Genomic DNA, 26,030 nt, shown 5'->3' on the forward strand with positions numbered 1-26,030 from the left:
CTGATAGACACGGAGACGGGCAGACTGGAATAATTTTATTAAAAGAAATGCTCTAACTTCTTAGAACAAAAAAATTGAAAAATTATTTCTTTTGGTAGAGATATTAATTGGATTTGAAAATGAAACTTAAAGTATCAAGGAAAAAAAAATAAAGTTAGACAGTTTCGACAATTATTAATGTCCTAATCAAAGAATAAAAAATGAGTACAACACAATATCAAAAAGCAATAGGCGTTTTCCACAATCGCGCAGAAGCTGAAGCAGCACTTAGAGAACTTCAGCAATCTGGTTTTTTAATGGACCGAGTTTCTGTAATCGCTCAAAACCCCGAACAAACCAAAGGAATGACAGAAGCAAATGTTCGTGAAGGTGTTGGTAATAAAGCAGATGAAGGAGCTACTACTGGAGCGGTTACTGGTGGAACTTTAGGCGGTTTGACTGGTTTATTAGTAGGTCTTGGTACGTTAGCAATTCCAGGTGTTGGACCAATTTTACTAGCAGGTGCAACCGCAACTGCGCTAGCAACCACAGTAGCTGGAGGTGCAATTGGTGCTGCTGCTGGCGGTTTAATTGGCGGACTGATTGGTTTGGGAATTCCTGAAGAGAGAGCTAGACTTTATAACGATCGCGTCAGACAAGGATACTACCTAGTAATCATCGAAGGAAATTCAGTAGAAATTGAGCGCGCAGAAGCTGTCTTACGTCGTCATGGTATTCAAGATTGGGATGTTTATGGACAACCACAGCGTGAGATAACTTCCAATCATCCTGCAACGGAATTAAATGCAGGCGTACCCATGACTAGAGCTAATTCTACTGATTATGTGACGACCACAACCAAACCAACTACCAACAGAACTATTAACACTCGTAAACACGCAGTTGCAGTTTTTTCTCATCGCCAAGAGGCAGAACAAGCAGTTAGAGACTTGAAAGAATCTGGTTTTCCTCTAGAACAAATTGATATAGTAGCGACAGAAACAAGCACCAATCATCCTTTTACTGGTGTAAAAACTCGCAATCGTATTGATGATTATGCAAGCTTGGGAATTTTAGAACCAGCAGCTAATGTCTATCGCGATCGCCTTAACCGAGGACAGTATTTAGTAATGCTCAAAGGCACAGATGAAGAACTTCAGCGTGCTGAAACAAGGTTAAATCGTCGCGCTATTCAACAGTGGGATATTTATCAGGTTGTTGCCGATCATCCCGAAGTCATCATTATTGATCATCGTCATCCTAATACTTAATTTCAACAATGATGAATGATGATTTTTGAGAGCGTTACTTCTTTCGACGTCAAGTTTGAATAAGGCTCTCAAGTCGAAAATTACTTAACTCAAATCCTCAAAGACTTCTTGTCTAAGTCATATTTTTGAGTTCAACTCAGCATCAACAACAGAAAAAAAACGATGGCTATACAAGAACAATTAAAACAATGGCAAGAATTGGCACAACAATTGCGTGTAGATAGTATTCGTGCTACTACTGCTGCTGGTTCAGGACATCCCACTTCTTCAATGTCGGCTGCCGATTTGATGGCAGTTTTACTTGCCAAATACTTAAGCTACGACTTCGATCATCCCGACAATCCCAACAATGATCATTTTATTCTCTCCAAGGGTCATGCTTCGCCTTTGCTTTATGCCATGTACAAAGCAGCAGGAGTGATTGACGAAGATGAATTGATGTCATTACGCAAGTTTGGCAGTCGCTTTGAAGGTCATCCTGTACCACTTATTCCTTGGGTGGAAGTAGCTACTGGTTCTTTAGGACAAGGCTTACCCATCGGCGTTGGCATAGGTTTGGCAGGAAAATATCTTGATCAACTACCCTATCGAATTTGGGTTTTACTGGGTGATAGCGAATCGGCAGAAGGTTCAGTTTGGGAGGCTTTTGATCATGCTTCTTATTACCATCTCAACAATTTGATCGCCATTATCGATGTCAATCGCTTAGGTCAACGAGGTCAAACCGAACTAGGTTGGGATACTCAAGCCTATGCTAAGCGTGCTAAAGCTTTTGGTTGGCACACTATCGAAATAGACGGTCACGACCTAGAACAAATTGACCGAGCTTATGAAGAAGCTTTAAGCATCAGCGATCGCCCTACTTTAATTATCGCTCGTACTAAAAAAGGTAAAGGTGTTGCTGCTTTAGAAGATCTTGATGGATGGCATGGTAAAAATTTGGACGAGCAACAGGCAAAAGAAGCTATAAAAGAGTTGGGAGGAGAACGTCACCTGACTATCGAGGTACAAAAACCACCAACCAATGGTCATCCTGCTTTACCCATCGCTCATCCTTTTCATTTTCCAACTTATGAAATAGGTGAGACAGTGGCTACCAGAAAAGCCTATGGTGAGGCTGTCAAAGCTTTAGGTGCTGCTTATCCTCGTTTGGTTGTCTTAGATGCAGAAGTAAGTAACTCAACTCATGCGGAAGATTTTGCTAAAACCTATCCAGAACGTTTTTTTGAAATGTTTATTGCTGAACAACAAATGGTAGCAGCAGCAGTGGGTTTACAAGTACGAGGATACCAACCTTTTGCTTCTAGTTTTGCGGCCTTTCTTTCTCGTGCCTATGATTTTGTTCGCATGGCTGCCGTTTCTCGTGCCAAGATCAAACTAGTAGGTTCTCATGCTGGAGTATCGATTGGTCAAGATGGTGCTTCCCAAATGGGATTAGAAGATTTGGCTTCTTTGCGTGCAGTCTGTGGTAGTACAGTACTTTATCCTTGTGATGGCAACCAAACTGCTAAGTTAGTAGAACAAATGCTTGGTTGCGAAGGAGTTGTGTATTTACGAACAACTCGGATGAAAACTCCAGTTATTTATTCGATTCAAGAAGAGTTTCCCGTCGGTGGTAGTAAAATTGTTCGCCAATCTGACCGCGATCGCTTGACCATCATTGGTGCTGGAGTAACTCTTCATGAAGCTCTCAAAGCCTACGAACATCTCAAAGAAGAAGGCATTACCGCCAGGGTAATTGATGCTTATTCTGTCAAACCCATTGATGTCGAAACTTTACATCAAGCAGCCAAAGACACAGATGGTAATTTAATTGTAGTTGAAGACCATTGGGCAGAAGGAGGATTAGGAGCAGCCGTACTCGATGCTTTTGCAGGGAACAAAACTAAAGCGAAGTATCAAGGATTGCCTTTAAATCTTATTAAATTGGCAGTAAGGGAAATGCCTGGTTCGGGTTCGCCAGAAGAATTGTTACACGCAGCTAAAATTGATGCTTTTGCCATTGTCGAAGCAGCACGATCACTAGTCGAATCCCAGGTAATTGCTAGTCAAAACTAGTTGATACAGCTATCTCCAGTATAGTTTTTGCAAAAAAAACACCAATTAAATTAAGGTATCTATCTTAAGAATGACGAATAGCTTCTGAAATAATAGATAGCCTATTAAAAATAGAAATTGAGTTTTTGCTTGAGCTAATCTCTACATAAGATTAACTTAAGTTCGTTAGTTCCCCAATTTAAACTCAATAACCAGCACTTACGCAAAATCATCGAATCTAAGCTGGGTAATGTCGACCCGAATCATATATAAAGATTAAAATCGAGTGCGATCAATTTGCGTAAGTCCTATTAACTTTTTCAAACTGATATGAAATGTCTCTTCAGGATTCAATCAGCTTTTTAAATAGCTAACAATTTAATGGGTGCAATCGTCTAAACCAGGATGATTGACGTTGATTAAACCAATCAATCCAAAGCAAAGGAGGAACAAATGGTTCAACAAATGCAAGGACAATCCAACACAGGCACAACAGATCAAGATTATAATTTGATCAGCGTTCTCTATCACGCGTTACAAAGTGCTGCGGTATGTGATACCTATATGGAAGATGCCGAACAAGCAGGCGATCGCGAGTTAACTGAATTCTTTCAACAAGTTAAAGAGCAAAATTGCGAACAAGCAGAACGTGCCAAAAAACTGATGGCACAACGAATAGGGCAATAGTACTAACTTAGAGTTATTGTTAATTTAGGCGCAGTGAAACAAGAAAAAAATTCATCTGCGCCTAGGATATTGGAAGTTACTGACTCAAAATATTTAGCAGAGCCATATATAGCCTTTCTCGCTCTTGGTGAGGTACATCATTACCAGTTACTAATTACTAATTACTAATTACTAATTATGAGGGATGAATAATCAACCATTAGCATAAGCGAAGCGCACTACCGTAGGTCTCAACTATCAACGCTCTACCAGGGAAATGAACTGTATTTCATTAATCTGAGAACCGCTATATCTTTCTATCAAAAGTTAGAAGCTTTTGGGAAGTAAATCAGCATAGTTAAAACTAAACAATAAGTTTCAGTTTGGTCAAACTCTAACTTTAGACTGACTAAAAACTACTCTTTTAGGATGACGTTTAACTCTCTTCAATTGATTAAATTAAGAATAAATCTTCTCCGAGATTACTAATAGATTAAAACCGAAAAATAATTACCAATTACAATTAAGTTAACAAAAGGATTAACCATGCAAGACGTACCAAAAAATGCTAAAGAAGGCGACTATTACAAAACTGAAGAAATTCCAGCAGAAGCCAGAGAAGCTGTTCCTACTGAAGAAAGACTAAGCCCCAAACAAAGAAACCTAACTGCTAATCCAGGCGATCGCATTTCTGATGAACCTCAGACAATAGAAGAAAAAGCTGAACAAATTGCAGTAGACGCTCCTGATATCACTGGTGATCATATCAAAGTACCAACTTATTTTGTAGTTGACGAACCTGATGGTGAAGAAAAAGCACTTCATCATGTTAAAGATGCAGAAGAAATATCCGATGTAATTCGCCAAGCCAGAGTAGATGAGGATGGTAATCGCACTTGGTGGTAGATAGATTAATTAGGGGAAAAGAGCAATTATTTAGCTTTTTCCCTAGTTAACTCTTTGGTATTAATTATAAAATTTTAAATTTTATCTAAACTAACTAATGACGCGATCGCCATAAAAGTCCTAATAAACCAATAGCCATAGCCAAACAAATTAAGATGTAAAGGTTGAAGCTAATTCCAGAACCAGTTGTTTCATTTTTCCACCGTAAAATCCACCAAACACCCTCACCAAAAGCAAAAGAAGGAACTTTAAAAAACAATAAGATTGCTGGTAGGGCAGAAAAAATAAGAATGAGCATTAATAAACTTCCTAAGCTTAAGCTCAGAAAATATTTTAAATTCGACTCAACTTTTTTCATTGATTGAATTTTTGTGCATTAATTGTTTAAATTATCAAATTTAAGAAGTTAATTCTTCTAGCCATAGCTATACATTTAAAATTCTCATAGAGAAATAAAGTTCTAAAAAAAAGTAATTAGCAACTCTATCCTTAAAGATAATTTGATCAATAGATTTTACAGCTAACTTGTAGTTTAAAAACTATGGTTATCTTAGGAGAAAATTTCAATGCTAGAGTACCGACAAGACCAAAATTCTAATGTCATTGGCATTAAAGTTGATGGCAAAATTACTAAAAACGATTTTACCGAACTTGTTCACAAGTTAGAAACTGCAATTAATAACTACGGACAAATTCGTATTTTAGTTGAGTTTATTCAAATGCAAGGATTAGAAGCCAGTGCTTTTTGGGAAGATTTGCGTTTTAGTTTGACTCATTTTAAAGATATCAGTCGCTATGCCATAGTAGGAGAACAAACTTGGCTACAAGCTTGGACAAATTTAGTTAAGCCGTTTATTCCTTGTGAAGTTAAATATTTTAAATCTAATGAGCTTGAGGAAGCTTGGCATTGGTTAGAAAGTTCGAGTAGTTTTTCAGAAGATTAAAGATCATTTAAAACAAGCTAATCATAATTATAGCGATCGCTCTTAATTTATACTAATTCTCAACAGCATAATTCTATCTGCTGAGGAAACTTCAGCATATCTCACGCTCAATCATTTACTGGAGACATAAATCACTTTTCCTTCATATCTTCTGCCTTTTGCCTAAATCTAAAGTCTCTCGCTATTTTTGATAAATAGTATTATTTCAAATAATCAAAACTACTACTACCAAAGATAGAGTAAAATCTTGTCCATACTTGCTAAGTTCTAAAAAACATTTGATGACGAAGCGTAATTAAATACAGCTATTAATCAAAAAGAGAAAATTAACCATGTTTTTGAGAATTTGGCAGTTTATGACAATCATTCTTGCTGCACTAACTACGGGGGCTGCCTATTGTCATGTTTTAGAATTGCCAGCAAAAATGGGTTATGATGCAACCTTCTACATGAGATTAAATACTAGTCTTTATTGGGGCTTTGGACATATTGCGGGGTTCATTGAGGCTGCGACAGTCTTTGTGGCAGCACCAGTGCTATTATTTTTCCTGCGTAAACGAAAACTTGCCTTTCAATGGGCGTTAGCTGGAACAATTTCCTTGGCGTTAGCATTTATCGTTTTTCTCGTCTTTACAGAACCTATGAATCGTAATATCTTCCAATGGTTAACTGAGTCAGTGCCAGCAGATTGGACAAGGGTACGAAATCAATGGGAATATTCGCATCTAGCACGTTTTATCCTTCAGTTAATTGGGTTGTGTGCCTTGCAGTTATCTGTATTTGTCGAAACTCCAACCAAACAATAGTGCGATTCTGATTAGCTTACTTTCAATTCAATTATTTAAACTATTTTTAACCAAAAATCTTTGCTCGAAAATGATCGCAACACCTTCCCCATCTAAAATTATTTAAAAATAAAAATCTATCCATAAAAAAACCAGAAAATTTTTATTGCTGCACTAATGACGAATTGCTTTGTTGTTTGATGTTTTAACCAGCACTGAAATCACCAACAAACTTAGTCCAAGAATTTTAATCAAAGCGTTAATTGCGTGGGCATACTCCCATTGATTACGATACCTCATCCAATCTTGAGGAATTGGATTATTTAGCCAAGTAGCAAACTCAGCATTCATCGGCGCAACAAATGAAAACCAACTTATTAAGGCTATTATTAAAAGAATCGTTCCTGCCAATGTCCAATAAAAACTAGAACTACCTCTACGGAGAAGAAACAATAGTACAATTGAAGCTAAAATTGCACCAAGTTCAAAAGCTGCGCCGAGTGTGCCAAAAAGACGATAAACATTTTGAAATATCGTTACTGCAACCCAAAGTTGTCGATCAAATTGCATTCTTTGAGGAAATTCCAGCAAATGCGCCATCGATAAGCTGAGACTGAAAGAAGTCAGCATAATGGTTACGAATCGCCACGTTTGGATCAGCCTCATAATGCTTTACCTCACGACACTCGTTACACGATTCCATCATATAAATATAGATAGATGCAGCGTAACTATCGAATGATATAGCTTAAGAGCGATCGCTATAATAAATATATAATTTAGTTTTTTATTACTAAAAAAACGCCCAGCTTGGTTATATCTTTTTATCTATTTTTTACGGCAAAAATTAGTAATTAATTATGTATTTTAGTTTTTTTATTCTTTTTTTATTATGACTTTTGAATGATTTCTAAACCAGGGTTTTTCAAATTTAATAATACTAGCTTAAATTTTTAATCGGAGCAAAGGAAGTTTAGCTAGTGAATCAACCAGATCTTGGCGAACAAGCAATTAGTAAAGCAGCAGAAATTGGCTTATCTAGTCAACTTGATGAAGCAGAAAACTTAGAAGTAGATCTTCGTACTAATCCTCTAGATTTAATGCAAGGAAAACTTCAATCAGTTGAGGTTGAAGGAGAAGGATTAGTGATGAAAAAAGATTTGCGAGCCGAAGAATTGAAGATTCAAACTAATGAAATCGGAATTAATACGGTTAAAGCTGCTTTTGGCAATATTGAATTAACTCGTCCGACAGATGCTAAGGCTCAAATTGTCTTAAATGAAGCAGATATTGAACGAGCTTTTAATTCTGAATATGTCAAACAAAAACTGCAAAATTTGCAAATAAAAAGTGAAGATCATTCGTTAACAGCTAACATTAATCAAGTTAAATTTGTTCTTCCTGAAGCTAGAAAAGTTAGTTTGGAAGCAAATTTAGAGATTGCAGAAACGGAAACTACTGAAAAAATTGCTTTTAGTGCCGTACCGCGTGTCAGTGCCGATGGTTATAGCGTTGCTTTGGAAGAAATTCAATATCCTAAAGATCAAAACTATGCCTCGGAACTAACATCTGCTTTACTTGATAGTGTTAGTGAAATCTTAGATTTACGAAATTTCGATCTCAAAGAAATATCTCTAAACTTGAATAAGCTTGAAGTACAACCTGGCAAAATGATTTTGGTAGCTGATGCCAGAATTGAAAATTTTCCTGACGGAAATTAAATCAAGCCTGAAAATGTTTGCTATAGATAAATTTACTTTGGCAACTACAAAAACTCAAATTTGAGATTAAACTTCGTCTACTTTGAAGATGGAAAAAACTGAAATAAATTTACTAGATTCCATCGTTTTATCAAAACCTTGAGTTTTTCTAAACATCTTTTTTAAGGAACAAAATTTAAACAATTTTTAACTTTGAACCTTAAAACTTTATTATTCATTCTGGACGAAGCTTAATCCCTTTGCTCAACAATCTAAATTTGTTTCTCTTGTCTAGCAAACTTTTTTAACTCTCTAAGTCATGAATAATTCAACCTTACCCGAAACATTAAACACTATCTTTGAAGAACAAAAAGATTTAGACTCAACTTTAGCAGCTTTAATGGCTACCACGGTCAAGTTATTAGACTGCGATCGCTCTTTTCTTTATGTTCGCGATCCTGATACTCGTTTGGGTAAGGCAGCTTATTGTTACTGTCGCGATGCTACTATTCCCGATGTGACAAATGAGCAGTGGCAGTCGGAATCTCCCGATTTAGAAAAAGAAGATCCCATGTTTGCTGCTGCTTTGCGTTGTCAACCAACTATTTTTGTTGAAGATATCGAAACTGCTTTACCTGAAGTAGTTAATCGGGAATTTGAGCGAAAAAATTTTGGACATCGAGCTTTAATTCATGCTCATTTGTGTTGTAACGGTAAGCTTTGGGGGATTTTGCAACCCTGTATCTTTTCTCAACCTCGCATCTGGACTGAATCCGATCAAAAACTAATTACAGCGATCGCACATCGAACCACACCTTTAGTGATCGAATACGTACAAAGAAACCTTATTTTAATCAAAGGAGATTGAAATATACAATGATTGTCAATTTACAATCCGATGGTTGGGAAATTATTTATCATCGCGCTCATGCTTTACTCGCTGCTCAAATAGCTGGAGCTTGGCATCTAGAAGATGCTGTCCCTGGTATCATCGACACCATTGCAGCTATTTCTCACCATGATGATCTTGAAAAGGAATGGGAAGAAAATCTATTGACACCCGCAGGTGCGCCAATGGACTTTACCCTAGAGCAACAAACCCCGATTCCAAAACTGCGTAAACATATCGAAGATTCTCTTTATCGCGGACGTTGGGTAGCACTTCTCAACTCTATGCATTTATGTTTTATTAATAGTCAAAACGATTCTCCAGAAGTTAAAAAATTTATTAAAGAACAACAAGATTTACAAGCACAATGGCGCAAAGAACTAGGAGTTAAAAAAGAAGAAGCTGAATCTGCGTATCGCTTTATGCAATGGTGCGATCGCTTGTCTTTAATTCTTTGTCAAAATCAATTACCTGAAAATGAAAGATCTTTAGAAATAGATGTCGGCCCTAATAAAAAACAATACGATGTCATGCAATTTAATAACGGTTTAGTAACTGTAAATCCTTGGCCTTTTAATCAAGATAAATTTACTGTCAAAGTCGAAGTTTCTCACCTTTCACAAATAAAATTTGATAGTAATGCTGATTTAAAAAAAGCTTTAAAAACAGCACCAAGAAATTATCGTCAATGGACTTTTATTAAACAAAATAAATAATGTAGGCAACAGACAACAGTAAAACTGTACCTCATAAGTAGTTGTGCAAGATTAATTAGATAGTAACAGTAGAGACAATTCATGAATTGTCCCTACTAAAACAACCACCACCGCCAGGAGTTTCAATTACAAAAGTATCTCCTGGTTGCATTTTTACTGTAGCAGTACTTGCTAATTTTTCAATAGTTCCATCTTGACGTTCCACATAATTTTTTCCTACCTTTCCTGCTTCTCCGCCAGCCAAACCAAAAGAAGGAATTACTCGACGACTAGACAAAATTGCTGCACTCATAGGTTCAAGAAAACGAATCTTTCTAACCACACCATTACCACCACAATATTGACCTTTTCCACCACTTTCAGAACGAATACTAAAACTTTCTAAAACAACAGGAAAACGCAATTCTAATACTTCTGGATCGCTCAAACGAGAATTAGTCATGTGTGTGTGAACTGCATCTGTACCATTAAAGTTTTTTCCCGCACCAGAACCACCACAAATTGTTTCGTAATACTGATATTTTTCATTACCAAAGGTAAAGTTATTCATTGTACCTTGTGAAGCTGCCATTACTCCTAAAGCACCATACAAACAGTCAGTAATATTTTGCGAAGTTTCTACATTTCCTGCTACTACTGCTGCTGGATAGCAAGGATTTAACATACAACCTTCAGGAATAATTATTTTTAAAGGTTTGAGACAACCAGCATTAAGAGGAATATTATCTTGGACTAAAGTCCTAAAAACGTATAATACTGCTGCTTTGCAAACTGCCGAAGGAGCATTAAAATTATTCTCAAGTTGGGGAGATGTTCCCGTAAAATCTATAGTTACACTTCGTTCTTCTCGGTTAATATTAATCGTAACTGTGATTTGACTTCCATTATCTAAATGAACAGTAAAATTACCATCATGAAGAACATTAATTACCTTTCTAACTGATTCTTCAGCATTATCCTGCACAAATTGCATATAAGTTTGAACAGTTTCTAAGCTATAATGTTCGATCATTTTATGTAATTCTTGAACACCTTTTTCATTGGCTGCAATTTGTGCCTGTAAATCTGCAATATTTTGTACGGAATTACGCACAGGATATTCATGATTAGTAAGCAAATTGAGTAATTCTTGTTCTTGAAATTTTCCTTCTTTTACTATTTGAAAATTATCAATTAAAATTCCTTCTTCAGTAATATTTTTACTATCAGAAGGCATTGAACCAGGAGTAATTCCGCCAATATCGGCATGATGTCCCCGTGAAGCGACGTAGAATATAGGAAGAAGAGAAGAAGAAAAAACAGGAGTAATTACGGTAATATCTGGTAAATGTGTTCCACCGTTATAAGGATTATTTTGGACATAAACATCACCTGGTTGCAAATTTTGTCCTGATTCAATCAGACTACGAACGCTTTCACTCATCGAACCTAAATGAACAGGAATATGAGGTGCATTAGCTACTAATTGTCCTTCACCATCAAAAATAGCACAAGAAAAGTCTAAACGTTCTTTAATATTGACAGAATAGCTTGTATTTTGTAGCGTTGTTCCCATTTGTTCGGCTATAGAACGAAATAGGTTATTAAATATTTCTAGTTTAACGGGATCTGGTTGAGATAACTTTAAGTTCATGTTCATTAATTTTTTATTTAATGATCTAAAACATTAATTGGTTGCGATCTTGTTCACAGCAATTTTTTCGGAAAATAGTGACACTAAATTCATGAAGAATATGAATAAGCCACAACGAAAAACCAATAAATGAAAACTTCATTATTCACTATTTTATTACTAACTTTAACTAATAATATTTCCGCAGTTGCACTACCAACCAGAAGCCAAGCTAGTCAATGGCACAATTTTTGTGAAAAGCAAGAAACAATTTTAGACCGAGCAGTTTGTATCCACGTTCTTAAAAAACATATTGAAGGTGACTATGTTTATTTTATTAATGATTGGACCGAGTTGAAGACTAGAGATTTTAGCATCTATTCAGAAGGCGATTTAAAGAGAATACATCAACAAGATCGTAATTTAGTTCAAGTGTATATTTTACGATTACCCACTAAATAAACTAAAAAGAATAATCAAATACATCAAAAGAAAAGGAAGCTCTAAGTATATTACGAAATATGTACTCGATACAATTAAAACTCAAATCTTCAAGTAACAATTTAGCTCAATTAAACAGTCAAAAAAATACTCTTTATAACTCTAATAATGCTTCAAGCATTAATACTTATAATACTCTGGTCAATAAATATAACGAGATTGTACAAGAAAGCAATAAACTATCAAATCAATATAATCAGTTAAAAGATTCATATAATAATCTTGTTCATCAAATTTCTCCCTCTACAAATGTTACATTTATAAATTGTATCAATAGCGAGTTGCTAGCATTAGAAACAGCTACAATGAATCAAAATCTTGATTTTTTGAATAGAAATCTAGAAAACTTAAAATACTAATATCGTACGCTTTTTACAAAGTAGATCGCATCTAAAAGTTTCTGTCCAATGGCAACAGTTTTTGAAATAACACATTGGATGATTGCTAATCATCCGAAAAAAAAATCTAAAATCCACTTTAGTTGTCCTCTTGGTTTGAAGAAAGTTGAGGACAATTACTAGTAATCAATTAACCTTATGTGCAATTTTTGTAATAATGTCATTCTGAGCGTAACCAAGTGAAGCGAAGAATCTTGCGAGATGCTTCACGAAGTTTACCCTTTAACAACGTGAAAGGCTATTGCTACGTTCACCATGACAAGAAAGTTGTACATGGCGTAAATTATTAAATTTCGTTTAAATCCCTTGACGAGATACAAGCTTTTCAATTTGAGCTTGAGTTTCTTGAAGTAGCTGTTGTCTGCTGTCGCATACTTCAGTTAGAGGCGGAATGAGATTGCGTGCTTGCAGTGCCATGTGAAGTTGTAGTTGAGCAACATACTCGCTAATGTCTTCGCGGAATAAAAGCTGGTTATTCTCACTAGCCTGGGATTTCAAGGTTGTACTCCTTCTCTTGATAGAACTACTGCGATCAAAGCTATCATAAACTGGTTGATTTTTTTCTACGCTCTGCACGACTCTCAATATTTTGCAATATATTTTGTTAACAAAATTTAAATTTTTAGCGTTGGTTTTTTGCCCTTGGTCTAACGCTAGTATCAATAATGTAGTAATTTGTCCAATCGACACGCTATTAACTATTAAGTACTGACCAAATCATCTATGGTTAAAGTTTCTGTTCAACAAGAAGAAAATCGAGTTCAAACTTCCTTAAAAACGATCGCTTTTGATGTTAACGGCATGAAGTGTGCTGGTTGTGTTAAAGCAGTAGAACGCCAACTACAACAACATCAAGGAGTAATCTCTGCCTGCGTTAATCTGATTACGGAAGTGGCAGTGGTTGAATATGAAGCAGAAACGATTAAACCAGAAAAACTTGCTCAAAAATTGACTCAGACGGGCTTTCCCACTCAATTAAGAACTCAAACAGAAAGTGTTACCGAAGTTGTTGACAAAACAGCTATCAAAAGAAAACAACAGCAACAGCAGCAATTTTGGCAGTTAATTACCGCAGCAACTTTATTATTTTTCTCTACAATTGGTCATTTTCATCATCTGGGATTACCTGCCATACCATTACTAAGTAATATTTGGTTTCATTTTGGTTTAGCTACATTAGCTTTATTAATTCCTGGGCGTTCTTTGTTGATTGATGGTTGGCGCAGTTTGTGGCATAAGATGCCAAATATGAATACTTTAGTTGGATTGGGGACAGTAAGTGCTTATGTAGCTAGTTGCATTGCTTTATTTTTGCCTCAGTTGGGTTGGGAATGTTTTTTTGATGAACCAGTCATGTTACTGGGTTTTATTTTTTTAGGGCGTACTTTAGAAGCGAGAGCAAAACATCGTGCTTCAAGCGCGCTAGAAAGTTTGATTGCCTTACAACCAAGGATCGCTCGTTTAATTGGCAAACAAGATTCAGGAACAATGGGAATAGAAATTCCTGTCGAACAAGTTAAGTTAGGAGAGTGGTTAAAAGTATTACCTGGAGAAAAAATACCCGTTGATGGCAAGATAATCGCAGGAACAACCACTGTAGATGAATCGATGTTAACCGGTGAGGCTATTCCTTTAGTTAAACAACCAGGAGAACCAGTTTATGGAGCTACAATTAATCAAACCGACGTAATTACGCTGCAGGTAACCCGTACTGGTAAAGCAACTACTTTAGCCCAAATTATTAAATTAGTAGAACAAGCTCAAACTCGTAAAGCACCAGTACAAAAATTGGCAGATACAGTAGCAGGATATTTTGCCTATGGAGTAATTACAGTAGCTAGTTTGACTTTTCTGTTTTGGTATTTAATTGGGACTCAACTTTATCCAGAGGTTTTAGTTACTACTAGTCATACCTTGGGACATCATATGGTAATGACGACTTCGCCTTTGTTATTAAGTTTAAAACTAGCGATCGCAGTTTTAGTGATTGCTTGTCCCTGTGCTTTGGGTTTGGCGACTCCTACAGCCATTTTGGTCGGTACTAGTTTGGGTGCTGAACGAGGTATCTTGATTAAGGGAGGAGATGTTTTAGAAAAGGTTCACCAGTTAAATACCATCGTGTTTGATAAAACTGGTACTTTAACTCAAGGTTGTCTGCAAGTTACTGATTGTCTTACTTTTGGAGATTTGAGTTCAGAAGCTCTGTTACAATTAGCTGCTAGTGTAGAGAGTGCCAGTAATCATCCTCTGGCGACAGCAATCCTTGCCTTTGCTCACCAACAAGAATTATCTTTATTAAAACCCACCGATATTATCAATCAACCTGGTTTAGGAATCTCAGCCATAGTAGCAGGAACTAGAGTTTATCTGGGTAATGACGATTGGTTGAGTAAAAATGGCATTGAAATTAGTTATGAAGTAGCTACTGAAGTTGAAAAGTTATTTACTCAGGGAAAAACAGTAGTTTATTTGGCTAAAGAAGCTCAATTACTGGGATTACTGGCTTTAAAAGATAGTTTACGCCCCTTAGCTAAACAAACTATCGCCAATCTCCACAAATTAGGACTAGAAATCATCATGCTCACTGGCGATCGCCAAGAAGTTGCTCAAAAAATTGCTACTCAATTGGGAATCGAGCGAGTAATCGCCCAAGTCAAACCGAACGAAAAGGCTGCCGTAATTAAATCTCTTCAATCAGAAAAGCCCAATCAAATCATAGCAATGGTAGGGGATGGTATTAATGATGCACCCGCTTTAGCTCAAGCAGATTTAGGCATTACCTTGCAGGGTAGTACGGATGTAGCCCTACAAGCTGCCGATCTAGTTTTAATGTCAGGAAATCTTTGGGATTTAGTTGAAGCGATCGCACTAAGTCGTTCAACAGTTAACAAAATTAAGCAAAACCTAATCTGGGCTTTGGCATATAATGTTTTTGCTATCCCTGTAGCTGCGGGACTGTTGTTACCTAGTTTTGGTTTAATGCTTAGTCCAGTAGTTGCTGCGATCGCAATGGCATCGAGTTCTTTATTGGTAGTCAGTAATTCATTACTTTTAAGAAATTCTCATTCGCGTCAAAACTCCTTACTTGGTTAAGCTACCAGTTACCAGTAAAATTTATATGCCAAAATTAAACAATGAGTAGCATAATTGATTCAGTAAGTATATTTAATAAAATATTAAAAAAAACAGTAAACCACTTTTAAAATAAGGATTTGGCATTTGTAACTTGCTAATGAATGCAAAACCGGTAAAACACCGCGAAGACCATGTTTTGATTATCATCGACGGCAAAGGGCAAAAAGAGATTATTCTCATAGATCAAGCTTATTCTTTAGGAAGAGGGCAACAATGTGATATCCGAATTAACTCTCAATTTGTCTCTCGTCACCATGCCACTTTAATTAAGCGTATTCGAGATGATGGCAGTGACTATTACCGTATTATTGACGGAGACTCGACTGGCAAAGTGAGCGTTAACGGTTTGTTGGTTAACGGTCGGAAAGTGTTATTTCATGACTTAAAAGACGGAGATAAAGTAATTTTTGGACCTCAAGTCTCGGCAGTATACCAACATCGCCAGTACGACGTTTTTCCGACTATTCCACCCGATGATCCTTTTGATATTACTCTGATCGACCCAGCCATGATTGACGGTGAAGAAGAAGATTAACAAAAAATTGCTTCAATGATGCAAAATTATTAATATTTGATTAATTTTCCCTAAAAACAGGGCTGGTTAATCATTAATAATTTAGATTTATATTAGACTGAAACAACTATCAGACACCTTTTTACTTTTAAAGCGATCGCAGATGATGCAATTTGCCACGCGTTTACAAGCTCTTTCAAGCAATGTTTTTGCTGATATGGACAGAGCTAAAGCTCAAGCCAAAGCATCGGGAAAAGAAATTATTGACTTGTCTTTAGGTTCTTCTGATTTACCTACCGCCAATCATGTTTTAAATGTTATCGCCCAATCTTTAAGCGATTGTGATACTCATGGTTATTTATTGTTTCATGGAACACAAGCTTTTCGTCAAGCAGCAGCCAAATGGTATAAAGAAAGATTTTCGGTAGAGATCGATCCAGAAACAGAAGTATTACCCCTAATTGGTTCTCAAGAAGGAACTGCTCATTTACCTTTAGCCATTCTCAATCCAGGTGATTTTGCTTTGTTGCTCGATCCTGGTTATCCTTCTCACGCTGGAGGAGTTTATTTGGCAGGTGGGCAAATTTATACCATGCCTTTACTCGCAGAAAAACGATTTTTGCCAATTTTTGCGGATATTCCTGAGACTATATTGGCTCAAACCAAAATGATGGTATTGAGTTATCCCCACAATCCTACTACTGCTACCGCCACTCTCGATTTCTTTCAAGAAGCAGTAGCTTTTTGCTTGCAACATAATTTGGTTTTAGTCCACGACTTTCCATATGTAGATTTAGTTTTTGCTGGAGAAAAACCACCTTCCGTTTTACAAGCCGATCCTAAAAAAGAAGTTTCCATTGAATTTTTTACCCTATCCAAATCTTACAATATGGGAGGATTTCGGATTGGTTATGCCATTGGTAATGCCCAATTAATTAAAGCTTTAAGACAAATCAAAGCCGTAGTTGATTTTAATCAATATCAAGGCATTTTAAATGGTGCGATCGCAGCATTATCGGGTTCACAAAGTTCAGTTCAAAAAACTGTCAATACTTTTCAAGAACGTAGAGATTGTTTTATCGATGCTTTAAAGCAAATTGGTTGGGAAGTTCCTACCCCATCAGCCACTATGTATGTTTGGGCAAAATTACCCAAACCTTGGCAAAATAATTCCATAGATTTTTGTACTAAATTAGTAGCAGAAACAGGAGTTGCCGTTTCTCCAGGAGCAGGTTTTGGTAAATCTGGGGAAGGATATGTCCGTTTTGCGTTAGTTAAAAAGCCTGAAATTTTACAATTAGCTACTCAAAAAATTGCCAAGTTTTTACAGCAAAATAATCAGTAGTTTTACTAATTAAATCTAACTAAAAATTTAATTAATAGTTAATTGTTAATTGATAACTGGTGTACAGACGCGTCGGCGACACGTCTCTACTGGTCACTGGGAAGAAAGGCTATATTAGAAATGATTAATTTAACTAACTCAAGTTTAATAAAGCTGCTCAATAAATAATTAAGGATCAAACTTGTTAAACGAAGAACGCGGATATTGGTTAGCTTGGTCCAAAATTCCTGGTGTTGGTCCAATCTTGCTACAAAGAGTAAAACAACACTTTGGTACTCTACACCAAGCCTGGGCTGCACCAATTACAAATTTTGCTGAAATTGAAGGTTTTGGCAGCAAATTAATCGCTACGATTAACAAATCCCGACTCCAAATCGACCCTCAAAAATTATTAGCAGAACATACTCTTCATAACTCTCATTTTTGGACACCAGCAGACTCAGAATATCCACGTTTACTATTAGAAATTCCTAGCCCACCCTCAATTTTGTATTATCGAGGAAAAATTCAACCAGAAGAAAATCAAGGACTTACCCCTTGTATTGGCATTGTCGGCACTCGTTATCCTACTGAATACGGTAGACGATGGACGCGAAAAATTAGTACGATTTTAGTTAAACATGGTTTTACCATCATTTCAGGAATGGCTGCTGGCATTGATACCGAAGCTCATCGAGCCTGTTTAGAAGCAGGCGGAAGAACCGTTGCTGTGTTGGGGACAGGAGTAGATCTAGTTTATCCAGCTAGTAATCAAAAGCTTTCTGAGGAAATTCAACAACAAGGACTAATTATTAGCGAATATTCTGCCAAAACCAAACCAGACCGCGGAAATTTTCCTGCTCGCAACCGTATTATTGCTGGTTTGTGTCGCGCAGTTATTATTATGGAAGCTCCGATTAAATCTGGTGCTTTAATTACTGCTAATTTTGCTAATGATTTTGGTCGTGATGTTTATGTTTTACCTGGTTCTTTAGACAACGAACAGTCTCTTGGTTGTTTGGGTTTATTAAATCGAGGTGCAAACGTTATTTTAAGTGAAGATCATTTATTAGAAATGCTGGGAACTATACCTAAGTTCGATTTAAAACTAAATCAAACTAAAACTCAACCAACAGAGTCGCAACAGCTATCTTTACCCCAATTAGAACCAGAATTAGCTCAAATTATTAACTTGATGACTCATGAAGCTATCTCTTTTGATTTGTTAGTTGAACAAACAGGTTTAGCTACTAGTACAGTTTTAGCTTCTTTGTCTCAGTTAGAGTTAATGGGATTAATTACTCAGTTGCCAGGAATGCGTTATAGCACTACGTCATAAGGTTAGGACATTTTACAGCAGTTTTCAATTATATAGACCACAAGCGAGAAGTAAAAAGCGCTTCGGCGTTTTGAGTGAAACGAAGGATCAAAGTAGCAATTAACAATCAGTTATCAATCAATTATCAACATAAACCAGGAAAATGAACCGTATCTCATTAATCTGAGAACCGCTATAAGTTGGTTGTTACAATCAGATATTGAATAAAAAACTTATTAGATAGAACGACAACCAATCAGATTACTTAATTTAATCCAATCTTCAAGACTCAGATTTTCTGCCCGACTTTGAGAATTTAGATTTAGTTGTTCTAATAATTGAATCAAATCATCAGGTGCAATGACACTAGATAAGTTGTTGCGTAACATTTTACGACGATTAGCAAAACCAAGTTTGATCAAACTGTCAAGTAAGCGAGGATTGTCAGCAGGTTCGCTAATAGTTCTAGGATGCAAACGTATAACTACTGAATCAACTTTGGGCGGTGGAGAAAAAGCTTTGGCAGGAACATGATAAATTAATTCACAACTAGCTAAATACTGAACTCTCAGGGATAATGCCCCATAAGCTTTAGTGCCAGGAGAAGCAGTTAATCTTTCGCCTACTTCTTGTTGTACTAATAAAACGATTGATTGATAAGCTGTAGTTGCTGGTTGAGAAATTTTACCTAAAAGTTTTTCGAGGATAGGACCAGTAATATTGTAAGGAATATTAGCAACTATTTTATTGGGCTGCTGAAATGAAGGAAAAGATTCTAGTAATTCAGTCAAATTTAGTTTCAGAAAATCGCCTTGTAGTAAGAGAAAATTATCTTCTTTACCTAACTTTTGAGTGAGTTTTTGACATAAATTACGGTCAATTTCAACTGCGACTAAAGATTCTACTAAGGGTAAAAGACGACGAGTTAAAATACCAGTGCCAGGGCCAATTTCTAAAATACGATCGCTTGATGTTAATTGTGCTGCTGCTACAATTTGATTTAATGCTATTTCACTACGTAACCAGTGTTGACCAAAACGTTTATTGGGACGAAATTGAGAACGAGATTGGGTTGATTTATTGACAGTCATTCCAGAAATAAAAAATTAAGAGCAAGAAATGCGGTCGCGCTTGGTGGGATTGAAATAATTATTGATAAGCTAAAGCTAGCATTAGTTTTACCTTCAAAAGAAAAAAAAAATACGTTTTGGGATTATATCAGGTTGGCAATCTACTAATCGAGAAATAGATTTGCTTTAATTCTCGTTCCTAAATTACTGTATTTACTTTAAAAGCTCTTTATAGGGTCAAATTTAATAAATTCTTTCCACATTTCCTGCTTTAACCCAACCTTCTTGTGCGCTCCAAGGTAAACGAACTCGTTGCCATTGTTTATCTTGTGATTCTTCAAGAATGATAATTTCGGCATTATGTTCAATACCGCCAATTCGCGCAGCACTTAAATCTGGTTCGTCTCGTAAACTTAATCCTTGCTCCCAAGTAACACGAGCTTTATAGGCATTAGGTGGTAATACTTCTTCTTCTGGTTTTTCTTTAGTGGGAATCGTTTTAGGTTCAAAATTGGCTGAGGTGGTTTCCTCAGGAGAAGTAGCAGGTTTCTTTGCTTCAGTTTGATTTTCTGATGGTGGTTGTGCTGTTTCTTCTGAAAATACTGGTTTTGGAGGGATTTGGGTCATTTTGGAAACGTATAAAAAACCAAGCCCAACAGCCGTACCTGAAATCAGGATAATTCCCAAAATAAACCCTAAAATAAACTGAAAAATTGTTGAAATTCGCCCAATCATCTTGAAATTGTTAATTAAGTTGACTTTGAATGCGATCGCTTAAACTGCTTTTACGGGATGCTAAACGAGCTTTTCCTGCTGCTGCCCAGTTTTGCAAGAATTCAATTTGTTCTTGGGCTGTTCTCGCTAGAGGAACAATTTGACTGGCAGCTTCGAGGATATCTTCTGTGGTGAAGTCGCGATTTTGACTAAAGCCAAGATGCATTGCTTCTATCAGAGTTTGTTCGATCTCTGCTCCCGAAAAGTCTGGCGTTTCATATGCTAACCGCTTCAAGTCATAATTGCCCAGATTATGAGGACGTAATTTAACTAAATGTACTTTAAAAATGGCTTGTCTTTCCTCTTGATTGGGTAAACCGACAAAAAAGATTTCGTCAAATCTTCCCTTGCGCAACATTTCTGGGGGTAAAGCTTGGATATTATTAGCTGTAGCTACCACAAAAACAGGAGATTTTTTTTCGGCGAGCCAAGTAATAAATGTTCCAAACACACGGCTGGTTGTACCAGAGTCTCCTTTGGCATCAAAACCACCAAAAGCTTTATCAATCTCATCAATCCATAAAATACAGGGAGCAAGGGCTTCTGCTAGGTTGATCATTTGTCTGGTACGCGATTCTGACTCCCCTACTAATCCTCCAAATAATCGTCCCACATCCAAACGTAATAGGGGTAAATGCCAATGATGAGCGATCGCTTTTGCGGTGAGAGATTTTCCTGTGCCTTGAATTCCTACTAATAGTAAACCTCTGGGATAGGGTAAGCCGTAGGTTCTGGCTCGTTCACTAAATGCACCACCGCGTCTGAGTAACCAATCTTTGAGATTATCTAAACCACCAATATCAGAAATTTGTTCTGTCGCAGGGTAAAAATCGAGGATTTGGGTTTGACGAATTGACTGGCGTTTTTCTTCAAGAATCAGTTCGACATCTTCTGGATCTAGTTTACCATGAGATGCGATCGCTCTGGTTAACACTCTTCTAATTCTTTCTAAGGATAAACCTTGAGCAGAACGAACTAGTTCATTAACTAATTTATCAGGTAAAGATTCGCCTGTCGCAGCAATCAATCTTTGAATTTCGGTTTTAATTTCTTGAGTAGTCGGTAAGGGAAAATCTAAAACGGTTAATACTTCGGTTAATTCGATCGGAATTTCGATTTGATTCGAGACAATCACAATATTTTTAGGTTGAGATTTTAAATCTCTTGCCAGATTTTTGAGTTTACGAGCGATCGAGACATCTTCTAGAAAACGATGAAAATCTCTTAAAATAAAAATTCCGCCGAGTTTATCTGGTAGTTTTTCAATAAATTCTAAGGCTTGTAAAGGATTACGTTTACCCATCCCCGTATTATTAGGATTCTCTTGATAACCGTCGACAAAATCCCAAATATAAACGCTACGGTTACCTAATTTTTTTGCCCCTGTAGCGATCGCTTTTTCTAATCGTTCTTCTTCGGTGGTGGGAATATAAATCAGAGGATAGCAAGCACGTAACAGCAGGGCAAACTCTTCACTAAAACTCATTTTTATTCTTAAATTAATTAATTATTGATTGGTTATATGTTTTATAGCAGTTCTCACGCTCTATGAGGTATACCCTAAATATTAGTTGTTGTTGATTGTTAATTGTTGATAGTTAATGGTTAATGGTTGATGGTTAATTGCTACTTTTTACTTTGATCCTTCGTTTCACTCAGGACGCTGCGCGCTTTGTACTTAATCTTTAATAACATCCCACTTGCTTTGAACAATGTTCTAGAGATTTAGTCTTAGGAGTACGAATCTAATCAAATGTGGAAAGTTAATTGTCTGCGTTACAATTCTTAACGTATAACAACTTTCCGAGCTAGATTCTTATGAAAACTGCTTTAATTACTGGTGCTTCTTCTGGCATTGGTGAAACTTTTGCTCAAGAATTGGCAGCTAAAAATTATAATTTGGTTTTAGTGGCTCGTTCAGAAGATAAACTGCAACAGCTAGCACAACAACTACAGAAACAACATCAAATTCAAGCAGACGTAATTGTACAAGACTTAACTATTGCTGAAGCTGGACAAAAAATATTTCATCAAATCGAACAACAAGGATTAACCATCGATCTATTAATTAATAATGCTGGCTTTGGTGATTACGGAGCTTTTAGCGATCGCTCTTTAAGCAAACAAATGGCAATGATCCAACTTAATATTACTGCCTTAGTTGAATTAACGGGTTTATTTTTACCAGTAATGAAGCAGCGGGGAGATGGGGCAATTATCAATCTTTCCTCTATTGCTGCCTTTCAACCTTTACCTTATATGTCAGTTTATGCTGCTAGCAAAGCCTTTGTTTTAAGTTTTACTGAAGCTTTATGGGCAGAAAATCAAGACTCTGGCGTACATTTTCTTGCTCTTTGTCCAGGACCAACAGAATCACAGTTTTTTGAAGTTGCCGATTTTCCTGCTTCCTTTAAGAAAAATAGTAATAAATTGACTCCTGCCGAAGACGTAGTAAAAGAAGCCCTCAATGCTATAGAAAAAAATCACTCTACTGTGGTAACTGGTGGAATTGCTAATCAATTCATTGTTAATCTACCTCGTTTTTTACCCAGAAATTTGCTAGTTAATGCAGTAAAAAAACAATTTCGCCCTTAAACTAGAATTGAGCAACCACAATTTTGTTTGATTAATTAGAAAATTTGCTAATCGTTTATATAGTAGTACGTTTTTGGGTTAGGACATGATATTTTTTTGTAGGGATGATTCATAAATCGTCCTTAAAGTTTTTGTTTTGTCCTAATCTTTATTACTATTGCTATAGTCGCTCAAACCTTGGTTAAGCAAAAAGAAAGAGAACCATTTCCCAGTTTTGCCCTTTACCATTTTGCGAAATGGTCGCTAGTTAATCCATTATTTCGTAGTTATTTTCGTGGCAAGATTTATGGTGGGGAAAAAGTACCCCAGTCAGGATCGTTAATCGTTGTCAGCAACCATGCCAGTGATTTCGATCCACCTCTATTATCAAATGCGGTACGTCGTCCTGTTGCTTTCATGGCAAAAGAAGAACTTTTTCAAGTACCTGTACTAAAACAAACTATTAAATTATACGGTGCTTATCCAGTTAAACGAGGCAAAAGCGATCGCTCTTCGCTTAAGGCTGCTATGTTAGCTTTAGAAAATGGTTGGATTGCTGGCATTTTTTTGGATGGTACTCGTACTCCTGATGCTAAAATTACCAATCCTAAATTAGGTGCAGCTTTAATTGCAGCTAAAACCAAAGTTCCCCTTGTTCCAGTGAGTCTTTGGGGGACAGAAAAAATCTTCCAACTAGGTTCATATCTTCCTCGCCCTGTACCAATTACGATTCGGATTGGTGATTTAATCTCTCCACCTCAATCAACCCAACGAGAAGAGTTAGAGGCGGTTACCAATAATTGTGCAGAAATAATTAATCAAATGCACGCTTTAGGTAGATAAAATTTACAAATTGCTCTTTTCTTTAATTACTGAATATTTCTTCTTTCTATCTTCTTTTATCTCTTCGTTAATTGTCTAGCCTAGTAGAACTATCTTCGCTATAATTTGGAGGGCTAAATGTTTCAAATTGTAAAGCGTGCGCATTGCCGATTCACTAGAACAAATTCTCACACCTACAGCGATCGCTCTCGGTAATTTTGATGGAATTCATCGAGGACATCAAAAAGTGTTGCAACCAGTTTTGCAACTATCTCATCATGCTGGCAGTTATAATTATCCAACTGTAGTTAGTTTTTCTCCTCATCCCCGCGAATTTTTTACAGGAAAGAAATTAACCTTATTAACGCCTGTCGCCGAAAAAGCCCAATTACTGGAACAACTTGGCATTAAACAGTTAGTTTTAATTCCTTTTAATCAGCAATTAGCTAGTTTATCTCCTCAGCAATTTGTAGCAGAAATTATTGTTAAACAGTTAAAAGCGATCGCGATCAGTGTAGGAGAAGATTTTTGTTTTGGTTATCGAAGACAAGGAACAGCTAAAGATTTAGTTGCGATCGCATCTGAATATGGCATTGAAGTTCAAATCAATTCTCTTCAACAGTGTGACTATCAGCAACACCATCATCATGGGGTACGCATTAGCAGTTCTTTGATTAGACAAGCTTTACAAATAGGAGACATTGCTCACGCCAATTATATGTTAGGACGTGCTTACTCTTTAACTGGAACAGTAGTTCAAGGACAACAAATCGGGAGAACAATTGGTTTTCCCACAGCTAATCTTGACTTACCACCAAATAAATTTCTTCCTCGTTATGGAGTTTATGCGGTTAATGTCTCTTACAAGCAATCTCAAATTAGAGGTGTGATGAATATTGGTTGTCGTCCGACAGTAGACGGAATGAATCCTACCATTGAAGTTCATTTGTTAGACTGGTCAGAAGATTTATACGGTCAAACTCTAACAGTTAGTTTAGAAAAATTTTTACGTCCAGAACAAAAATTTCCTTCCTTAGATGCTTTGAAAAAACAAATTACCGCCGATTGTCAAGCAGCTAGGACTTGAATGTATCAATTATAGCGGTTCTCACTAGTCATGAGATACATCCATTTTCCTGGTTGAGCGTTGATAGTTGAGACCTACGGTAGTGCGCTTCGCTTATGTTAATGGTTGATTATTCATCCCTCATAATTAGTAATTACTAATTAGTAATTAGTAACTGGTAATGATGTAACTCACCAAGAGCGAGAAAGGCTATATTACTCAATCTAAACTATTTCAAATTCAAGATTGTGGCTCTTTAAAAAATCGTGAGTAAAATGATCGACCACATTGGTATCACTTAATTCTAAATTATAAAAATCAACCACTTCATGACCGAAATAAGGTCCCGCGTGCCAAGTACCTACTTCTAATTTAATAAAACAATCACCAGGAATCCGAAAAGCAGCCATTTTTGTGATGTCTGGTTGAGATGCTGCGGAAGGTGGTGCGACTACCATGAACCAATCTTTGCCTGCTAATGAACCCAAACATTGTGTACAAAGATTATGACGAGTAATTTTATGAAAGATTCTACCTCTATGATGTAACCGCATAATATAAAAACGAGGAGTACCTTTAGTTAAATCTAATTGGGCATCTTCTTGATTAAAAGTTTGACCATCTTCAGCAGGAGTAATCAATTGTCCATAAGATTGAAACTTTTCTGGGGTAATCCATTCAGCATGAAGAGAACACGTCTGCCGATGTCCATGTTGTTGCCTGAGAATAGATTGACTCATTGGATAATAATTTTAGTTTAATTACTAATATTAATTTTGACATCAAAACGCAACTCAGTCGTTTAAATTGCAGGAACATTATTAAAGATCAAGTTTGATTAGGTAGTATATCTCTAAAAAGCCTTAGTCGCGATCGCTACCAATTTAATTACTGAGAATTTTTAATCTAGATTAAAAAATATTAATGCTTTGTAATAATTCACTCATTATTCTTGATGTAGCATAAGGTAATAGCTAACAAATGGTGATTGTGACTTGAGTTTTTTCTCCTTAGGCAAGATTGTCTGTA

The 26,030-nt window shown here is 36.4% G+C and carries 24 protein-coding genes and 1 pseudogene; 17 read left to right on the forward strand and 8 right to left on the reverse strand.

The window, feature by feature from the left end; translation table 11 throughout:
- Nucleotides 1-200: 200 nt before the first annotated feature.
- The 4 genes from STA7437_RS14210 (at nt 201) to STA7437_RS27125 (ending at nt 4,859) form a co-directional block, all read left to right on the forward strand.
- A complete protein-coding gene (locus STA7437_RS14210) occupies nt 201-1,250 on the forward strand; it encodes a general stress protein (RefSeq protein WP_015194085.1) in 1,050 nt (349 codons plus the stop codon).
- A gap of 162 nt (nt 1,251-1,412) precedes the next feature.
- The gene (locus tag STA7437_RS14215) at nt 1,413-3,308 is read left to right on the forward strand and encodes a transketolase (protein WP_015194086.1); all 1,896 of its coding nucleotides are present in this window, start codon (nt 1,413-1,415) and stop codon (nt 3,306-3,308) included.
- Nucleotides 3,309-3,740: 432 nt separating this feature from the next.
- Nucleotides 3,741-3,974 carry a hypothetical protein gene (locus tag STA7437_RS14220; RefSeq protein ID WP_015194087.1) on the forward strand — a complete coding sequence of 78 codons (234 nt, stop codon included), beginning with the start codon at nt 3,741-3,743 and terminating at the stop codon, nt 3,972-3,974.
- Between the two features lie 525 nt (nt 3,975-4,499).
- Nucleotides 4,500-4,859, forward strand: a complete 360-nt coding sequence (locus tag STA7437_RS27125; protein WP_015194088.1) for a hypothetical protein — start codon at nt 4,500-4,502, stop codon at nt 4,857-4,859.
- 94 nt (nt 4,860-4,953) lie between these two features.
- On the opposite strand, the gene STA7437_RS14230 is transcribed toward STA7437_RS27125, so the two are convergent.
- A complete protein-coding gene (locus tag STA7437_RS14230; RefSeq protein ID WP_216087047.1) occupies nt 4,954-5,157 on the reverse strand; it encodes a hypothetical protein in 204 nt (67 codons plus the stop codon).
- Nucleotides 5,158-5,425: 268 nt separating this feature from the next.
- Here STA7437_RS14230 and STA7437_RS14235 point away from each other — a divergent pair, with 268 nt between their 5' ends.
- Nucleotides 5,426-5,803 (forward strand): SpoIIAA family protein, encoded by a 378-nt coding sequence (locus STA7437_RS14235; protein ID WP_015194090.1) that lies wholly within the window; start codon nt 5,426-5,428, stop codon nt 5,801-5,803.
- Nucleotides 5,804-6,135: 332 nt separating this feature from the next.
- The gene (locus STA7437_RS14240; RefSeq protein WP_015194091.1) at nt 6,136-6,609 is read left to right on the forward strand and encodes a hypothetical protein; all 474 of its coding nucleotides are present in this window, start codon (nt 6,136-6,138) and stop codon (nt 6,607-6,609) included.
- A 153-nt stretch (nt 6,610-6,762) separates the two neighbouring features.
- On the opposite strand, the gene STA7437_RS14245 is transcribed toward STA7437_RS14240, so the two are convergent.
- Entirely contained in the window at nt 6,763-7,254 is a 492-nt protein-coding gene (locus tag STA7437_RS14245) for a hypothetical protein (RefSeq protein ID WP_015194092.1), read from the reverse strand.
- Between the two features lie 314 nt (nt 7,255-7,568).
- Here STA7437_RS14245 and STA7437_RS14250 point away from each other — a divergent pair, with 314 nt between their 5' ends.
- The 3 genes from STA7437_RS14250 to STA7437_RS14260 all read left to right on the forward strand — a co-directional run bounded on the left by STA7437_RS14250 (nt 7,569) and on the right by STA7437_RS14260 (nt 9,893).
- A complete protein-coding gene (locus tag STA7437_RS14250) occupies nt 7,569-8,309 on the forward strand; it encodes an LmeA family phospholipid-binding protein (RefSeq protein WP_015194093.1) in 741 nt (246 codons plus the stop codon).
- 298 nt (nt 8,310-8,607) lie between these two features.
- Nucleotides 8,608-9,156: a GAF domain-containing protein gene (locus tag STA7437_RS14255; protein WP_015194094.1), complete on the forward strand. Its 549-nt coding sequence runs from the start codon at nt 8,608-8,610 to the stop codon at nt 9,154-9,156.
- A gap of 8 nt (nt 9,157-9,164) precedes the next feature.
- Complete coding sequence (locus STA7437_RS14260; RefSeq protein WP_015194095.1) at nt 9,165-9,893, forward strand: DUF3891 family protein; 729 nt, start codon at nt 9,165-9,167, stop codon at nt 9,891-9,893.
- Between the two features lie 79 nt (nt 9,894-9,972).
- On the opposite strand, the pseudogene STA7437_RS14265 reads toward STA7437_RS14260, so the two are convergent.
- Nucleotides 9,973-11,511, reverse strand: a pseudogene (locus STA7437_RS14265) (hydantoinase B/oxoprolinase family protein); the annotation flags it as partial.
- A gap of 144 nt (nt 11,512-11,655) precedes the next feature.
- On the opposite strand from STA7437_RS14265, the gene STA7437_RS14270 reads away from it, so the two are divergent.
- Entirely contained in the window at nt 11,656-11,967 is a 312-nt protein-coding gene (locus STA7437_RS14270) for a hypothetical protein (RefSeq protein ID WP_015194097.1), read from the forward strand.
- A 734-nt stretch (nt 11,968-12,701) separates the two neighbouring features.
- Here the strand turns inward: STA7437_RS14270 and STA7437_RS14280 are convergent.
- The gene (locus STA7437_RS14280) at nt 12,702-12,902 is read right to left on the reverse strand and encodes a hypothetical protein (RefSeq protein WP_041620045.1); all 201 of its coding nucleotides are present in this window, start codon (nt 12,900-12,902) and stop codon (nt 12,702-12,704) included.
- A gap of 225 nt (nt 12,903-13,127) precedes the next feature.
- Here STA7437_RS14280 and STA7437_RS14285 point away from each other — a divergent pair, with 225 nt between their 5' ends.
- The 4 genes from STA7437_RS14285 (at nt 13,128) to dprA (ending at nt 18,716) form a co-directional block, all read left to right on the forward strand.
- Entirely contained in the window at nt 13,128-15,497 is a 2,370-nt protein-coding gene (locus STA7437_RS14285) for a heavy metal translocating P-type ATPase (RefSeq protein ID WP_015194100.1), read from the forward strand.
- A 139-nt stretch (nt 15,498-15,636) separates the two neighbouring features.
- A complete protein-coding gene (locus tag STA7437_RS14290) occupies nt 15,637-16,074 on the forward strand; it encodes an FHA domain-containing protein (RefSeq protein WP_015194101.1) in 438 nt (145 codons plus the stop codon).
- A gap of 145 nt (nt 16,075-16,219) precedes the next feature.
- The gene (locus tag STA7437_RS14295; RefSeq protein WP_015194102.1) at nt 16,220-17,398 is read left to right on the forward strand and encodes an LL-diaminopimelate aminotransferase; all 1,179 of its coding nucleotides are present in this window, start codon (nt 16,220-16,222) and stop codon (nt 17,396-17,398) included.
- A 181-nt stretch (nt 17,399-17,579) separates the two neighbouring features.
- Nucleotides 17,580-18,716: a DNA-processing protein DprA gene (gene dprA / locus STA7437_RS14300; protein WP_015194103.1), complete on the forward strand. Its 1,137-nt coding sequence runs from the start codon at nt 17,580-17,582 to the stop codon at nt 18,714-18,716.
- Nucleotides 18,717-18,931: 215 nt separating this feature from the next.
- Here dprA and rsmA read toward each other — a convergent pair whose 3' ends face one another.
- The 3 genes from rsmA to STA7437_RS14315 all read right to left on the reverse strand — a co-directional run bounded on the left by rsmA (nt 18,932) and on the right by STA7437_RS14315 (nt 22,025).
- Nucleotides 18,932-19,786, reverse strand: a complete 855-nt coding sequence (gene rsmA, locus STA7437_RS14305) for a 16S rRNA (adenine(1518)-N(6)/adenine(1519)-N(6))-dimethyltransferase RsmA (RefSeq protein WP_015194104.1) — start codon at nt 19,784-19,786, stop codon at nt 18,932-18,934.
- A gap of 222 nt (nt 19,787-20,008) precedes the next feature.
- Nucleotides 20,009-20,500 (reverse strand): SH3 domain-containing protein, encoded by a 492-nt coding sequence (locus STA7437_RS14310; protein WP_015194105.1) that lies wholly within the window; start codon nt 20,498-20,500, stop codon nt 20,009-20,011.
- 10 nt (nt 20,501-20,510) lie between these two features.
- A complete protein-coding gene (locus tag STA7437_RS14315; RefSeq protein WP_015194106.1) occupies nt 20,511-22,025 on the reverse strand; it encodes an AAA family ATPase in 1,515 nt (504 codons plus the stop codon).
- A 332-nt stretch (nt 22,026-22,357) separates the two neighbouring features.
- Between STA7437_RS14315 and STA7437_RS14320 the strand changes: the two genes are divergently transcribed.
- The 3 genes from STA7437_RS14320 (at nt 22,358) to STA7437_RS14330 (ending at nt 25,022) form a co-directional block, all read left to right on the forward strand.
- Nucleotides 22,358-23,134, forward strand: coding sequence for an SDR family NAD(P)-dependent oxidoreductase (locus STA7437_RS14320; RefSeq protein ID WP_015194107.1), 777 nt, complete (start codon nt 22,358-22,360; stop codon nt 23,132-23,134).
- A 177-nt stretch (nt 23,135-23,311) separates the two neighbouring features.
- Nucleotides 23,312-23,956, forward strand: a complete 645-nt coding sequence (locus tag STA7437_RS14325; protein ID WP_015194108.1) for a lysophospholipid acyltransferase family protein — start codon at nt 23,312-23,314, stop codon at nt 23,954-23,956.
- Between the two features lie 136 nt (nt 23,957-24,092).
- The gene (locus tag STA7437_RS14330) at nt 24,093-25,022 is read left to right on the forward strand and encodes a bifunctional riboflavin kinase/FAD synthetase (protein WP_015194109.1); all 930 of its coding nucleotides are present in this window, start codon (nt 24,093-24,095) and stop codon (nt 25,020-25,022) included.
- 203 nt (nt 25,023-25,225) lie between these two features.
- Here STA7437_RS14330 and STA7437_RS14335 read toward each other — a convergent pair whose 3' ends face one another.
- Nucleotides 25,226-25,741: an ureidoglycolate lyase gene (locus tag STA7437_RS14335; protein ID WP_015194110.1), complete on the reverse strand. Its 516-nt coding sequence runs from the start codon at nt 25,739-25,741 to the stop codon at nt 25,226-25,228.
- Nucleotides 25,742-26,030: the final 289 nt, after the last annotated feature.

This window comes from Stanieria cyanosphaera PCC 7437 (assembly GCF_000317575.1).
Taxonomy (GTDB): domain Bacteria; phylum Cyanobacteriota; class Cyanobacteriia; order Cyanobacteriales; family Xenococcaceae; genus Stanieria; species Stanieria cyanosphaera.